This is a genomic window from Bradyrhizobium sp. HKCCYLRH2015, from assembly GCF_051168215.1.
Taxonomy (GTDB): Bacteria; Pseudomonadota; Alphaproteobacteria; order Rhizobiales; family Xanthobacteraceae; genus Bradyrhizobium.
On record NZ_JBNPUO010000007.1, the window covers coordinates 196,282 to 210,972 of the forward strand.

The 14,691-nt window shown below is 67.6% G+C and carries 11 protein-coding genes and 1 tRNA gene; 9 read left to right on the forward strand and 3 right to left on the reverse strand.

Annotated elements, in window-relative coordinates:
- Positions 1 to 4 precede the first annotated feature (4 nt).
- From ACQR1H_RS19750 to ACQR1H_RS19765, 4 genes are all read left to right on the forward strand, one after another.
- A complete protein-coding gene (locus ACQR1H_RS19750) occupies positions 5 to 1,903 on the forward strand; it encodes a heme biosynthesis protein HemY (protein WP_434908063.1) in 1,899 nt (632 codons plus the stop codon).
- A 150-nt stretch (positions 1,904 to 2,053) separates the two neighbouring features.
- Positions 2,054 to 2,129 (forward strand) — tRNA-Thr (locus tag ACQR1H_RS19755).
- 915 nt (positions 2,130 to 3,044) lie between these two features.
- Positions 3,045 to 4,250 (forward strand): DGQHR domain-containing protein, encoded by a 1,206-nt coding sequence (locus tag ACQR1H_RS19760; protein WP_316215472.1) that lies wholly within the window; start codon positions 3,045 to 3,047, stop codon positions 4,248 to 4,250.
- 668 nt (positions 4,251 to 4,918) lie between these two features.
- A complete protein-coding gene (locus tag ACQR1H_RS19765; RefSeq protein WP_434908064.1) occupies positions 4,919 to 6,325 on the forward strand; it encodes a GSCFA domain-containing protein in 1,407 nt (468 codons plus the stop codon).
- A gap of 34 nt (positions 6,326 to 6,359) precedes the next feature.
- On the opposite strand, the gene ACQR1H_RS19770 is transcribed toward ACQR1H_RS19765, so the two are convergent.
- On the reverse strand, positions 6,360 to 6,938 hold the full coding sequence (locus tag ACQR1H_RS19770) for a hypothetical protein (protein ID WP_316180206.1): 579 nt from the start codon (positions 6,936 to 6,938) through the stop codon (positions 6,360 to 6,362).
- A 429-nt stretch (positions 6,939 to 7,367) separates the two neighbouring features.
- Between ACQR1H_RS19770 and ACQR1H_RS19775 the strand changes: the two genes are divergently transcribed.
- The gene (locus ACQR1H_RS19775; RefSeq protein WP_316180204.1) at positions 7,368 to 7,781 is read left to right on the forward strand and encodes a hypothetical protein; all 414 of its coding nucleotides are present in this window, start codon (positions 7,368 to 7,370) and stop codon (positions 7,779 to 7,781) included.
- Positions 7,782 to 7,857: 76 nt separating this feature from the next.
- On the opposite strand, the gene ACQR1H_RS19780 is transcribed toward ACQR1H_RS19775, so the two are convergent.
- Positions 7,858 to 8,901 carry a polysaccharide deacetylase family protein gene (locus ACQR1H_RS19780; protein WP_316180203.1) on the reverse strand — a complete coding sequence of 348 codons (1,044 nt, stop codon included), beginning with the start codon at positions 8,899 to 8,901 and terminating at the stop codon, positions 7,858 to 7,860.
- A 326-nt stretch (positions 8,902 to 9,227) separates the two neighbouring features.
- On the opposite strand from ACQR1H_RS19780, the gene ACQR1H_RS19785 reads away from it, so the two are divergent.
- Together ACQR1H_RS19785 and ACQR1H_RS19790 are read left to right on the forward strand one after the other, a co-directional pair.
- Positions 9,228 to 9,515 (forward strand): hypothetical protein, encoded by a 288-nt coding sequence (locus ACQR1H_RS19785; protein ID WP_434887976.1) that lies wholly within the window; start codon positions 9,228 to 9,230, stop codon positions 9,513 to 9,515.
- 115 nt (positions 9,516 to 9,630) lie between these two features.
- Positions 9,631 to 9,846: a cysteine rich repeat-containing protein gene (locus tag ACQR1H_RS19790; RefSeq protein ID WP_315800812.1), complete on the forward strand. Its 216-nt coding sequence runs from the start codon at positions 9,631 to 9,633 to the stop codon at positions 9,844 to 9,846.
- 8 nt (positions 9,847 to 9,854) lie between these two features.
- Here the strand turns inward: ACQR1H_RS19790 and ACQR1H_RS19795 are convergent, their stop codons facing one another.
- A complete protein-coding gene (locus tag ACQR1H_RS19795) occupies positions 9,855 to 11,537 on the reverse strand; it encodes an MFS transporter (protein ID WP_434887975.1) in 1,683 nt (560 codons plus the stop codon).
- Between the two features lie 177 nt (positions 11,538 to 11,714).
- On the opposite strand from ACQR1H_RS19795, the gene ACQR1H_RS19800 reads away from it, so the two are divergent.
- Together ACQR1H_RS19800 and ACQR1H_RS19805 are read left to right on the forward strand one after the other, a co-directional pair.
- Complete coding sequence (locus tag ACQR1H_RS19800) at positions 11,715 to 13,082, forward strand: hydrolase (protein ID WP_434908065.1); 1,368 nt, start codon at positions 11,715 to 11,717, stop codon at positions 13,080 to 13,082.
- A gap of 205 nt (positions 13,083 to 13,287) precedes the next feature.
- Positions 13,288 to 14,679 carry a cytochrome P450 gene (locus ACQR1H_RS19805; RefSeq protein WP_315800815.1) on the forward strand — a complete coding sequence of 464 codons (1,392 nt, stop codon included), beginning with the start codon at positions 13,288 to 13,290 and terminating at the stop codon, positions 14,677 to 14,679.
- The last annotated feature ends 12 nt before the right edge of the window (positions 14,680 to 14,691 follow it).

Genomic DNA, 14,691 nt, shown 5'->3' on the forward strand with positions numbered 1-14,691 from the left:
GCACATGTTCCGGATCGTCATTTTCCTCATCCTGGTCGGGCTCGCCGCGGCGGGCTCGGCCTGGGTCGCCGAGCAGACCGGCGACGTCGTCTTGAATTGGGGTCCGTGGCGGATCGCCATGACCTTGCCGGTGTTCGTGCTTGCGCTCGGCCTGACCATCGCCGCCTGCGTGCTGGTCTGGAACCTGATCAGCGCGCTGCTGCGGGCGCCCGGCCGGATCCGCAAGGCGCATCGCGCCCGCCGGCATCAGCGCGGCCGGCACGCCATCACCCACGGCCTGCTCGCGATCGGCCATGGCGATTCGACCGCGGCGCGCCAGCACGCCGACACCGCCAGGCGGCTCGCCGGCGATGATCCGCTGACGCTTCTCCTGCACGCCCAGGCGGCGCAGCTCGAAGGCGACCGCGACGGCGCCCGGCGCGCCTTCCGCGCCATGGCCGAACGCCACGATACCCGCCTGCTCGGCCTGCGCGGCCTGTTCATCGAGGCGCAGCGCGCCGACGACGCCTATGCCGCCGTCATGATCGCCGACGAGGCGCTCAAGCTGGCGCCCAACGCCACCTGGGCCTCGCATGCCGTGCTCGGCTTCCGCTGCGCCGAGGCCGACTGGGACGGTGCGCTGGCGATCCTCGACAGCAACTACACCGCGGGGATGATCGACAAGCCGACCTACCGCCACCAGCGCGGCGTGCTGCTGACGGCGCGCGCGCTGGCGCTGGAGACCGCGGATCGCGACCTGTCGCGCACGAGCGCGATGGAGGCGGTGAAGCTGGCGCCCACCCTGGTGCCGGCCGCGGTACTGGCGGCGAAGTTCGAGAGCGAGGCGCATCAGGTGCGGCGCGCGATGAAGATCATCGAGGCGGCCTGGGCCGCCGGCCCGCATCCGGAGCTCGCCGACGCCTACGCCCATGTGCGGCTCGGCGATTCCGCAACCCAGCGGCTGACGCGGGTGGAGAACCTGGCCGCGCGCACGCCCGGCCATGTCGAGGGCGCGCTGGCGGTGGCGCGTGCGGCGATCGACGCCGCCGAGTTCGGCCGCGCCCGCGAGGCGCTGGCGCCGTTCACGGAGGATCCGACTCAGCGCGTCGCGATGCTGATGGCCGAGCTGGAGCGCACCGAGCACGGCGACGCCGGCAAGGCGCGGGAATGGGCGCTGCGCGCGGTGCGGGCCCGCCACGACCCGGCCTGGACCGCGGATGGTTATGTCAGCGACCGCTGGCAGCCGATCTCGCCGGTCACCGGCCGGCTCGATGCTTTCCAGTGGCAGACGCCGGTGGCGAGCCTGCCCTCGGAGCGCCACAGCGTGATCGAAAGCTCGGCCTTCGCCGAGGCCGTGCTGGCCCCGCCGGTTCGGCCGGCCCCGGTCGAAGCCGCGGTCGAACGGCCAACCGAGCCCTCGAGCGAGGCCGTGGTGATCACGCCGGCCGTTCAGGACAACGAGCCGCCGCGGCCGGCGGCGGCGGCAGAGCCCGAGCAGGCCGACCAACCGGTCGAGGAGGCGGTGGACAAGTCTGTCGACAAGCCGGTGGATATCCCTGTGGACACGGCTGAGGACAGCAAACTCATCGAGGCCTCGGCCGTCGCCGCCGAGCCCGCGCCGCCGTTGCAGGCGGCAGGTCCCGCCGAGACCGAAGCGGAGCCGGAAACAGAGGCCGAGCCGGACGCGGTCGCCGCCAAGCCGGCCGAGACCGCAGCGAGCGCGCCGACGCCGTTGTTCCGCACCCGCAACGATCTCGCGAGGCCGGCGGAGACGCCGATCCAGGCGATCGTCCCGATCATCCGGCCACCCGACGATCCCGGCGTCGACGACGAGGACCAGCCCCGCGACGAGTTCGCCGAGCAGATCGCACCCAAGGCCCAGGCCGGCGGCTGGCGCGGGTTCTGGTCGCGGTTCGGCGGCTGAGGGCCGTCAGGCCGTCCGGCTGTTCCCGGCCACACCGGTTCGATTCCGGGCCGCGGCGGCGCGCGTTGTCCTTGCCAACGGGCCGTCCGCCCGATATCAGGAGCGCGTCCGCGTCGTCCGGTCCGTGCCGGGCGCTCGCCGCTATGGTTCGCCGCAATAGCTCAGCTGGTAGAGCACGTCATTCGTAATGACGGGGTCGGGGGTTCGAGTCCCTCTTGCGGCACCACGCTTCGCCCTTCGGGCTACGCGTGGCGCAGCCGCGCTAGTGCTCGAAGGGCGAAGCGTGCCCGGCGAAGCCTCTTGCCCGGCGTAGCCCCTTGGCGAAGCCGGGCGGGCGTTTGAACCCCCGGTGCTCGCCCTAAGCCCCGCGTTCTGATCCGATCAACCCTGTCAAACAGCCCGCCTCTATCAGCAGCCTTGCTCACGCGCATGCCACCGCAACCTCGCGGCCAGTTCGGCCCGAGCTCTGCTGCAATCTGGCGTCCTCTTGAATGAGAGGGCGCAGGGAAGGCCGAGTGCCGACTGGCACCCGCGGCCCCCGTGCGAAGAAAATGCACGGGGCAGGAACCACAGGCTCAGCCGGAAACAACCCGGCCTTCCCTGCGCAATGGTTTGAACGGCTGCTCCGTGCTCTCCCAGGGGACCGGGCTTGCTTGCCCCCGTCATCGGCATCGTCGCCGACCAAGACACCAGCATCGGGGTGTCGGGACCACACGGCTTGACCGTCCGCAGCACGACGTTCGTCCGCACCTCCAGGAGATGCTGCGTCGCCCCGCGGCCACCGCTCCCCGCCGCAACGTCCCGTGACGATCGCGATACGCCCCTCTCAGTGCGGGCGGGATGGCGGGATCAAACCACTGATTTGGGGCACCTGTCAACGAAATTTCTGGTAATCAGAATTGTTGGCCTGCGCTGCTCCACTGCGGCGGCACGCCGCCGGCTCTAGGGCAGGATCCAGTAGAAAGGTCGAGAGTGAAGATCCATCTCCAGGATCTCAGATCAGGATCCTTGACACTACACCCGCACTCGTCCAGGATGAGGTGGTGGCGAAACGCCGCACAAAGCAAACGGGCCCCCCCGGCGGCAACCGGGGGAGCCCGAACGTCCAACCCATCGCTGCGAGCGAGCAGGAGAACTGATTATGTTTACCACCAATCAGCTTGAACAGGAATACACGAACATGAGCAGGGTTACCGAAGTGCCCCCCGTGTACAACCTGCCGTCGGCAATTCCGATCGTTGAAGGCCAGAAGCTCCGCACCGGTGTTCCGGTGGTGGCGGGCTATATGCCTGCCGGAGCGCTGATCCCGAACAACTATGACATTCCGACCTACAACGCCAAGTCGGGTCAGGGCTATCAGCGCCCCTTACAGGAAAACCGCGTCAACGAGTTGGTTCTTGACCTCAAGAAGAAGCGCGTCGATCTGCCCACGGCGATCCTCCTCAATCTCCGCAACCGCGAGGCCAAGCAGGCTTTGCGTGACCACACTCTGCGCCTGTCCTTTCTCCGCGACAGCGCCGCGACGAGCAAGTTGTTCCACGTTGTGGACGGGCAGCATCGCGTGGCCGCCTTCAAAAAGCTGATGGAAGAGGATCCCACGGGTAATTGGGCTGACTTTCTCATCCCGTTCATCTGCATGGTGGGTGCTACCGAACAGGAGGAGATGGAGCAGTTCTACGTGGTGAACTCGCGTGCCAAGTCGGTACGCACCGATCTCGCGTTCGCCCTGCTGCGTAAGCTCTCGGATAAGGATCCCAAGATGCTGGAGCGGCTGGAAGAAAAGGGAAGGGACTGGCAGGTGTTGGCCGAGAAGTTGGTGGAGGCTCTCGCCGAAAATAGCTCGGTGTGGCGTGGGCGCATTAGGCTGGCAGCCATGGAGAAACTGCACACCACCATGCCCTCGGCTTCGATGGTCACCTCGCTGAAGCCGTTGCTCAGTTCCTCATTCTTTAGCCGCCTCAGCTTTGCGCAGCAGCAGCAGCTTATCGAAGCGTATTGGACAGGATTGCGCGAGGTCATGCGTCCGGCGTTCGACGAGCCAAACGAGTTCGTTGTTCAGAAGGGCGTCGGCGTGATCGTTCTTCACGCTATCCTTGTTGACGTGATCGAGATTGCCAGGAATGAGGGGAAGTCGGTCGTAGATGCGACCACCTACGCCGAGATCATGTCCGAGCCCATTCAAACCCTTCAGGGCGAAGCGCAAGACGGACTTGGTTCGCCGGTCCTGGGCGTCGACTTCTGGCGAACTGCCCCGAAGGGGGCCGCAGGCTCATATAGCTCCAGCGCCGGTCGCCGTGTGCTGATCTCCAAGATCCGTCAGCTTCTTCCGAAGGTGGAGGTGGTCTGATGCGGCACCGCGCAGGGGCCAGTGGCATAAGCCTGAACGCCGCAGATGCTGCCATCGTCAAGGGGATGCTTAGACGTGGAGACCGGCAGCACGATGTAGCTGCTTGGTTTGGCGTCAACAGCGGGCGCGTCGCGGAGATTGCCACGGGGGCCAAGTTCAACACCGTTGCTGCCGCGCGGAGCGAGACCTTGCCACCGCCGGGCCCGTATCTGAGCGGGCGTGAAACGCAGAAACTCCTTGCCCAAGTTCGCCGCAACGACTGACTGGGCCTAAACAACCTATAACGCCGCGGGAGGAACCTCCGGCGGCGTTTAGTCCTTCGTCTCCGCCACGTTCAAACTCGCTAAACCGCGGTTAAGAATTGCTTAACCCAAATCGCGCCATCGTCAGGCGCGAGCCGCGGGAGAAATACCCGCACTGGCAGCAGGCGGCGATACGGCGTTTTGTTCGTTCGAATTCCGCAAATGTCGGCTGCGCTCGGGCGTACGCCAGCGGCCCCGCCGGTGGCGATCAGTATCCAAAGTCATGGTCGAGATGTCCCGTTCGCGGTCTGCGATGCGTGCGCGCGTGACAATTCGGCCTGACGCGACGACGCGCGGCTCTGGCAGCCGCAGCGGCACCGGACCAACGGCCGAAGACGCAACGCGAGACAAAGGCGACCCCGCGACATGAGCACCACTGCCCTCGACAGCCACACCCAGTTTCAAGCGATCGTCGGCCAGATCCGGACGCTCGCCTACAAATATATCGAGGACAAGGATTTCGTCAGCGCGCAGCTCGCGTTCCAGAAGCTGCTCGAGCTCGACCCCAAGGACATCAACGCGCGCTTCATCTATGCGCAGCTGATCGACGACGGCTCGCACAAGAAGCGCGCCGAGGCGCGCGACATGATGCTGGCGATCCTCGACGAGAACCCCGAGATCTTCGAGCAGGCCACCGAAGGCAATCTGCACCTGATCCGCAGCGCGGCCGTGCGCTGCAGCCATGTCGGCCCCTTCACGCGCTCGATGGAGCTGTTCCGCAAGCTCGCGGCAGCCTCCAACGAGGCCGCCGACTATTTCTCGCTCAGCGAGATCCTGACCCAGAACAACGAGTTCGAGGAGGCTGTCGCCGCGCTCGAAAAGGCGATCAAGCTGAACCCGGCCTACGACAACCCGCTCAACCGCGAGACGCTGGAGCTTTCGCGCACCAACGCCAAGAAGGGCAAGGTCAAGGACGCCAAGGCAGGCCGCGCCAAGGTTGGCCGCTATCCGGAGACCAAGGACTTCCTCGGCGACCTGCAGACGCTGATCACCAGCCACATCGCCGTGAACCTCGCCGCCGCGCCAAAGTTTCTCGACAAGAGCACGCGCTTCTTCACCATGGGCTCGTGCTTCGCGCGCAACCTCTCCAAGAGCCTCAATGACAGCGGCTACAACAGCCACCACATGGAGATCTCGGAGTACATCAACACGACCTTCGCCAACCGCGTGTTCGTCGACTGGCTGCGCGGCGCCAAGATCGATCCGGAGATCCGCGAGCGCATCGTCGAGCTGCTGCCGCCGGGATCGAGCCCGGAGAATACGCTGGCGGTCATCAAGCAGGCCGACGTGTTCATCCTGACGCTCGGCGTCGCCGCGGCGTTCTTCGACCGCGAGACCGGCGCCTTCGTGCTGCCGCGGCCGACCGCGCTGAACTCGCGGGCGCTGGCGGAGAAGTACAAGTTCCGCACCGCCAGCGTGCAGGAGAACGTCGACAACGTCCTCTACCTGATCGAGTTCATCCGCAGCATCCGGCCGGACATCAAGGTGATCGTCACCGTGTCGCCGGTGCCGCTGTTGACCTCGTTCGAATATGAATCGGTGGTGCAGGCCGACTGCCTGTCGAAGAGCACGATGCGGCTGGTCGCGCACGAGGTCGTCAACAATTCGAACCTCGCGGACATCTGGTACTGGCCGTCGTTCGAGGTATTCCGCTGGGCCGGCTCGAACGCGTCGAGCTTCTTCGCCGCCGACGACGGCGCCGCCTGGCACGTCTCGGAGGACAAGGTGTCCGCGACCGTGCGCGCCTTCGTGCAGACCTTCTCGCCGGCCTGAGCGCCGGTCGGGACGGCGATCGAAGGCGGCTGCCTCAGGGCAGCCGCTTCTTCCAGAGGCGGATGATCAGGATGCCGGCCTGGGCGTAGCCCGGGGGCGAGCTTTCCGTGCCGAACGGCGTCTTCGAATACAGCGAGCTGGAGACCAGGAAGCCGCCGACATACGGCTCCGGCAAGCCCGACAGCGCCAGGAAGCAGCGGTGGGTGAGCAGGCCGTCCTCCGGCAGATTGCCGCGCACCAGCCGGCAGTCGCCGATGCCGGTGAATGCGATGCCGTTGAGCTGGCCTTCGGTGTAGGTGCCGAGCAGGGTCGGATCCATCGCCTGACCGATACAGACCCGCATCTCGCCAATGCTCTTGTCGCCGGTCTCGGTCATGCGGCCGTCAGCCGGCCGGACCCCGACGGAGCGGATCGATAGCTGATCCTCCAGCGCCGGCGCGAAGCCGGTCTTGGTCGGCGCGCAGAAATCCGACGGCACGACACGGCCCTGGCGCACGCTCCGCGCGATGTAGATCTCCTCGACGTTGTCGTCGCCGGACTGCGCCCGGCCCTGCCCGCTGGCGGCCAGCAGGGTCACGGCCGCCAAGAACACTGCAACGATCACCCGGCGCATGCGCGCATCCTTCCTCCGAATCGATCGCTCTCCCTATCGGATTCGGCGAATCTTCTGAACAGCACCAACGAACAGTACATGGGCATACAATCATACCTCAAGTCCAGCATCTCACCGGCATCATGGGAGCACCTCGTCATGACGGTAATTTGGTAGCCACAGCCGGGTGTGCCGGATCGCCGCGGTGCCCACCGTCCAAGGGCTGCGGCCGGTGGATTTCCGGATGGGCTCGTCCCGAGCTCCCCTCGTCCTGAACGGACGTCGCCGCGACGCCGGAAAGGTTTCGAGAAAGATGCTGCGCCGATCCGCACTGCGCTGTGCCGGCATGCGCTCCATTCGCGCCTGCAACGCGGAGCGTGACCTCGGTCACATCGGGCGGCCACGCCGGCGCCTAGACCTTCCCGCAGTCAACAAAGGGGAGCTTACTCGATGCGCAAGATGATCCTGATCGGAGCCATGGTGCTCGCCTCCGCCACCGTCGCGCAGGCCGAGGGAACACGCAGCCTGTCGCTGTCGTCGAACGACGCCGCCGCGCGGGCGCCGCGTCCGACCTACGTCCAGCAAGCCGGCGAGGTCACCGTCACCCCGGCGCCAGTGCCGGCCGTTGCGGCCCAAATCCAGCCCATCGTCCCGCCCGCCGCGCCACCGGTTGCGCCAGCGGCCCCGGCCGCCGTGCCGTCGCCGCCGCAGCCCGCCGCCACCGCGGCGCCGGCACCGCAGCCGGGCTCGGTGCAGCGATCATCGCGGCGATCGACATCGGCGCGCTCGGACCGGACGCGCCGCAAGGGCTGGACCGAAGCCCGCATCGTCCGCGAGCTGCATCGCCACGGCATCTATTGGTGAGCGGCCGGCAACAGAGAGACAAACGAAAAAGGCCGGGCGAACGCCCGGCCTTTCGCGCGCAGAGGTCATGCAGCGATCACTGCGAGATGGTCTGGATCACGCTCGAGATCGGCCGCGCATTGGTCATCGTGGTCGGCAGCTTCGGATCCTGGCCGATCATCGCGTCATATTCCGGCAACGTGTCGAGCGTGCCCTTCGGCTTCATCGCGACCACCTTGTAGCCGCCGGCCTTGAGCCGGCGCAGCAAGGTCGGCAATGCGAGCGCGGTGTTCTTCTGGAAGTCGTGCATCAGGATGATGCCCTTGCCCTTCTTGTCGAGCCCGGCCATCACGGTGTTGACGACCTGGTCGGGATCCTTGGAGCGGAAGTCGAAGCTGTCGACGTCGCAGGAGAACATCGCGATGTTGCGGCTGCCGAGATAGGCCACCGCCGACGGCCGGTGCTGCAACTGCGGGAAGCGGAAGAACGGCGCCGGGTTGGTGCCGAGCGCGAACTTGACCGCGCTGAAACCCTTCTCGAGCTCCTCCTTGGCGGTCTCGTCGGTCATCTTCTTGCCGTTCAGGTTGGCGTGCGACCAGGTATGCACGCCGACGACGTGACCGGCGGCCAGCACCTGACGCAGGATCTCCGGATGATAGGTCGCGTGCTTGCCAATCGAGAAGAAGATGCCGGTGGTGCATTCGTCGGCCAGCGCCTTCAGCACCGCCGGCGTGTTGACCGGCCACGGGCCGTCATCGAAGGTCAGCACCACCTCGCGGTCGGCGAGGAAGTCGAACTGCTTGAAGTGGTCGAGGCCGAAGCCGGGGCCACCTGACGTGTCGACCATGACGGTGCGGGAGATGCCGAGCGCGTCCGGATTGGCGCAGGTCGATCTGGGCTGCACCGGCGCCGGCACGCTTGCGGCCGTACGCGTGGGAATGGTGCCGGTGGTCTCGACATCATCCTTCGCGCTGGCCTTGGCGGCAACGCGCGCCGGAGGCGGCGCCGGCTCGGACGGCTTCGCCGCTGCGCTCTGCGCGGCGGCCTTGGCGGCGCTGGGCTTCGATACGTAGTACCAGACACCGGTGATCGCCAACGCCGCGACGACGGTGGCCAGCAGCAAGCCTAACGCATGACGCATGGTTACTCTTCCCGAAAACGCGAGACACTCGATGGCGGACGCAACGCTGTCCGCCTGCTTCGATTAGCTTCCATTAGTGCCAACGAATCCTTAACGCGGTGCCAACACGGGCAGGATCAGCCAAGATTTCCAGGATGATGCCGGCGCGAGACCGGCAGTTGACCGGAGCGACATGTCGCCGCGGCCATCGGCCTGCCGAACCTGCCGGGCAGAGTTGAGCCGCCGGATCTGGCGTGACCGGCATCACGGTTGCTCGAGCGGGATCGGACCATGATGGGCGCATTGAAAACGCGGCCCGCGACATGCGGCGCCAATGGGAGCCAGCCATGACGAATTCGACCAATCTCCTGCGCAAGGCCGTTCTGACGGTCGTCGGCCTTGCCGCCGTCTCGACCTTGTCCTCGACCGCGAGCTTCGCCTTCAGCGCCGAGGCGCAGCAGATGTGCACCGGCGACGCCTTCCGGCTGTGCAGCAGCGAGATCCCTAACATCCCGGCGATCACCGCCTGCATGATCAAGAACCGCTCGTCGCTGAGCTCCGGCTGCCGCGTCGTGCTCGACCGCGAGCTGTCCAGGCGCAACGGCAAGGTCGCCGAGGCGGGCGACGCCAATTGAGAACGCTTCCGGCTCCCGCCTGCGCGCCCCGGCTGCGACCGGGGCGCTTGCGAGGCCCGGTTGTGAGCACTAAAAGCGCCGCCAAACCTTCAATGCCGGGAGCGAGGCGCCAGTCATGAACAAACTCACACTGATCATCCCCCTGGTGCTGATCGCGTCGACCGCCTCGGCCCAGCAGCAGCCCGGTCAGGACGCGTGCGCGCGCGACGTGTCACGGCATTGCCGCGCCGTGATGAACAACGGCGACCAGGCGGTGCTGGCCTGTCTCAAGGAACACCGCGCCAAGCTGTCCAAGGCCTGCGACAAGGTGCTGACCGAGCACGGGCAGTAAGCGCCCAACTAAGGCCCGCTGCGAGCCCCGGTCGCCACGGCTGGCGCCTGCTCGGCGGTGCGATCGATATCCTCCTTGGCGCGGACCGAGCCGAACGGACGCTCGAGCATCCGGCGGATGCGCACCGGGTCGGCCCCGATGTGGAAATCGATCGCGCGCTTGTGCAGCTCGCGCTCGGCGCGCGTCGAGCGGTTGCGCTGACGCAGATAGTCGATCCAGGTCGGACAGTGATAGCGCTCGGTCCACAATTCGGGATCGGCGATGTCGCGCGCGATCGACCAGCCATAGGCGCCGTTGCGCTGGCGGCTGAGCTGCACGTCCTGCATCAGGTCGTGGAAGGCGCGGGCATTGTCCTCGGCGACGCGGTACTCGATCTCGACCACCAGCGGGCCCGAGCGCGGCGTCAGCTCGAGCTGCACCTCGGGATCGGCCAGGGTCTCGCCGTCCTCGTTGCGGGCGCCGATCGGCGGCATCCGCAGCCACAGGCCGAGCAGCGGCGACAGCATCATCAGCGCTCCCGACGCCAGCAGCGCGACCTCGACGCCGGCGGCGTCGGTGAGACGTCCCCAGCCCCAACTGCCGATCGCGATGCCGCCGGAGATCGCCGCCTGGAATGCCGCCAGCGCGCGGCCCGCGACCCAGCGTGGCGCCGACAACTGCACGCCGATGTTGAACAGCGCCACCGCGAGCATCCACACCGCGCCGGCGATGACGAGCGCCGCCGCCGTCAGCACCGGCGCGGTGCTGAGCGCGACGGCCGCGGTGGCCGCGCCCAAGGTGAGCGCGCAGGTGCGGATCGCGGCCTCGCCCGACAGCCGCTTCCTGATCTCGCCGATGTTGAGCGCGCCGACCACCGCGCCCATGCCGAAGGCGCCGAGCATGATGCCGTAGGTCTGCGCGCCGCCATGCAGCAGGTCGCGCGCGACCAGCGGCATCAGCGCCGAGATCGAGCCGCCGATGATGCCAGTGACCAGCGTGCGGATCAGCACGATCCGGATCGACGGCGAGTGGACGATGTAGCGGACGCCGGAGACAATGGCACGGTTGAGCGGCTCGCGCGGCAGCCGGCTCGGCTCCACCACGCGCCGCCACAGGAACAGCGCCGCGAGCAGCGGCAGATACAGCAGCGCATTGGCCGCGAACGCCGCAACCGCGCCGGCAGCCGCGACCACGACGCCGCCGATCGCAGGTCCGAAGCTGCGCGCGATGTTGTAGCTGATGCCGTTCAGCGCGACCGCGGCCGGCAGCGTCTCCGGCGGCACCTGCTCGCTGACCGAGGATTGCCAGGCCGGCCCCATCAGCGCCATGCCGCTGCCGATGACGAAGCACAGCGCCAGCAGGCGCTCGGGCGTCACCAGCCCGTACCATGCCAGCACCGTCAGGGTGGTGGCGCCGCCGAGCGCCACCGCGAGCGCGACCAGCGCGACGATGCGCCGGTCGTACATGTCGGCGATCGCGCCGGCGGGCATCGAGATGAACATCACCGGCAGCATCAAGGCGGTCTGCACCAGCGCCACCTTGTCGGCCGACGACGTCATCTGCGTCATCGCCCAGGCGGCGCCGACCGCCTGGATCAGCAGGCCCAGGTTCGACAGCAGGCTCGCCAGCCAGATGCGGCGGAACACCGCGTGCCGGAGCGGCGCGGCGATGCTCTCGGCCGCGAACAACTCACGTTTCTGCGGCGCATTCATGCGGGTCCGTCCACGTCGCCAGGTCGCCTCCGATAAGGTCGCATCGAACTATCGCTTGATTCCGGCCGGACCTATGTGATGCCTGCGAATGTCTGCCGCTGTCCAGTGCCCAGAGCGCTCGCATCATGGATCGCAGCCAACGAACACGACATCAACAAGACCAAAGGGAGACCGCCGATGAACCTGACGCGCCGCACCATTCTGAAGGGCGTGGGAACCTTGCCCCTGCTCACGAGCGGTCTGACATTACCAGCGCGCGCGCAAACGGCGGCAGCCGCGGCCGGCGAGATGCCGCCGGTGCTGTTCGTCCACGGCAATGGCGATCACGCGGCGCTATGGATGACCACGCTGTGGCGGATGGAATCCGACGGCGTGCCGCGCACGCGCCTCGCTGCGCTGGACTTCACCGACCCGCTGGCGCGCAACGACGATTCCGTGGCGCAGCCGAGCCGCTCGTCGACCGAGGATCAGCGCCGCGAGCTGACCGAAGCGATCAAGGCCCTCAAGGAGCGCACGGGGGCGGCGCGCATCGCGCTGGTCGGCAGCTCGCGCGGCGGCAACGCGATCCGCAACGTGGTGAAGAACGGCGGCGGCGCCGATGTCAGCCATGCCGTGCTGTGCGGCACGCCCAATCATGGCGTGTTCGATTGGGAGGACAGTCCCGGCAGCGAGTTCAACGGCCGCGGCCCGTTCCTGCGCGGATTGAATGCCGGCGACGGCGAGGTGACAGAGGGCACCGCCTTCCTGACGCTGCGCAGCGACGGCCTCGACAAATATGCCCAGGCCGACGGCCGCCTGGTCGGCAAGCCCGGCGTGCCCACCGGCATCACCGCCGAGGGGCCGGCGCTGAAAGGCGCGACCAATCTCGTGATCGGCGCGCTCGACCATCGCGAGGTGGCGTTCCATCCGCGCGCGTTCCGGGAGATCTATAAGTTCATCGCCGGCCGAGAGCCGACGCAGATCGCGATCCAGCCGGAGCCGCAGGTGCGGATCAGCGGCCTGGTGACGGCAACGCCGGGCGGCGCGCCGACCAATCGCCCGGTGGCGGGCGCAAGCGTGGAGGTCTATCGCGTCTCGAGCGAGACCGGCGCACGCAATGGCGAGCCGGTGTATCGCGGCCAGACCGGCGCCGACGGACGCTGGGGTCCCGCGGAGGTCGATCCGACGTCCTATCTCGAGATCGTGCTGACTTCGCCGGGCGCGCCGATCACGCATTTCTACCGCTCGCCGTTCCCGCGTTCGTCCGACGTCGTGCATCTGCGCGCGGCGCGGCCGCTCGGCAAGGCCGATGCCGGCGCTGGAGCGATCCTCATCATGATCAGGCCGCGCGGCTATTTCGGCCTGCCCCGCGACATCGTGCTGCTCGACGGCAAGGAACCTGCCGACATACAGAAGGGAATACCGACCGATGCCGCAACGACATTGCGGCTGCCGGCGGGCGACGTCGGACGCAGCGTCACTGGACTGTTCAACGAGGAACGCATCGCCGCCCGTCTTTGGCCAGCATCTGAGAGCAGGATTGCGATGATCGAGCTGACTAATTAGTTATCGGAGTACGATGGTACGTTACAGCCTCGAAGAGCGCGGAATCGCGCTCTCCCTCTCGCATTGCGAGCGAGATGACAGCGTTACCTCTGGCAGAAGACCGTCCCTGCGCGGCGGCCCGGCGCGGCCTGCAGCCGGGGGCTCGGTTGGTCGCAATGCAGCCGATCGATGGTTCCAGGCTCGTGACAGCGTCGAGAGGCCGTGAATGAGTACCGCCGACGTCCATTATCTGCCGCAGGCACGATTGCCGCTGATACCGCCAACACCGCCGCGGGCGCCGGACAGCATGGGCGCGCTGCGCCGCGTGCTGATGATGGGCGACAACGCGATCGCGACCTGGAGCCAGCGCGCCTATGAGGACGACATCATTCGCGGCCGCTTCTTCGGCAGCTCCAGCTACATTCTCAATACGCCCGACACGATCAAGCACGTGCTGGTCGACAATTGGGAGAACTACGGCCGCACCGTCGGCGCCATCCGCGTGCTGCGTCCGGTGCTCGGCGAGGGGCTGCTGATCGCCGAAGGCAAGGCGTGGAAGCACCAGCGCCGGACGCTCGCGCCGGCTTTCACGCCGCGCGCCGTTTCCGGCCTCATCCCGCACATGGTCGCGGTGAGCGACGAGACCGTCACCAGGCTGAGGCAGCAGTGCGGGCAGCCGCTCGACCTGCGCGAGATCATGCAGCGCATGACGCTCGACATCGCCGGCCGCACGATGTTCTCGTTCGAGATGGGCCGCCACGGCGCCACCCTGCGCGATTTCGTCTACGAATATGGCGCGCGGCTGGCCAGCCCGCATCTGCTCGACATCGTGCTGCCGCTGTCCTGGCCGACACCGCGCGATGTCGCGCGCCGGCGGTTCCGCAAGCGCTGGACCGCCTTCGTCGCCATGCTGATGGCGGAGCGCCGCGCCGCCGGCAAGCTGGAGGACGCACCGCCGCGCGACCTGTTCGACCTGATGGGCGCGGCACGCGATCCCGAGACCGGCGCGGCGTTCACCGACGCACAACTCGCCGACGAGGTCGCGACCATGATCCTCGCCGGCCATGAGACCACGGCAACGGCACTGTTCTGGGCGCTGTATCTGATCGCGCTGGATCCAGCCAATCAGGACAGGCTGGCGCAGGAGGCGCGCGCCGCGACCGATCTCAGCGACCCCGATCAACTACCGTTCACGCGCGCCGTGCTGGACGAGACATTGCGGCTCTATCCGCCCGCGTTCCTGATCGCGCGCGCCGCCGGCGGCCCGGACCGGATCGCCGCGTTCCCCGTGAAGCGCGGCGACGTCGTGCTGATCTCGCCGTGGCTGCTGCACCGGCACGAGAAGCTGTGGGATGCCCCCAACGCCTTCAAGCCCGAGCGATTCGTGCCGGGCGCGCCGCCGCCGGAGCGCTTCGCCTATCTGCCGTTCGGGGCCGGCGCGCGGGTCTGCATCGGGGCGCATTTCGCGCTCGTCGAAGCCGTGCTGGCGCTGGCGCGGCTGGTCGGCGCCTTCAGGATCGAGCTCGTCGACCGCGCGCCGGTGCTGCCGGTGGGCGTGGTGACGACGCAGCCGGACCGGTCGCCGCTGTTCAAGATCACGCCCAGGATGGAGGTCTGACCGCCACGCGGC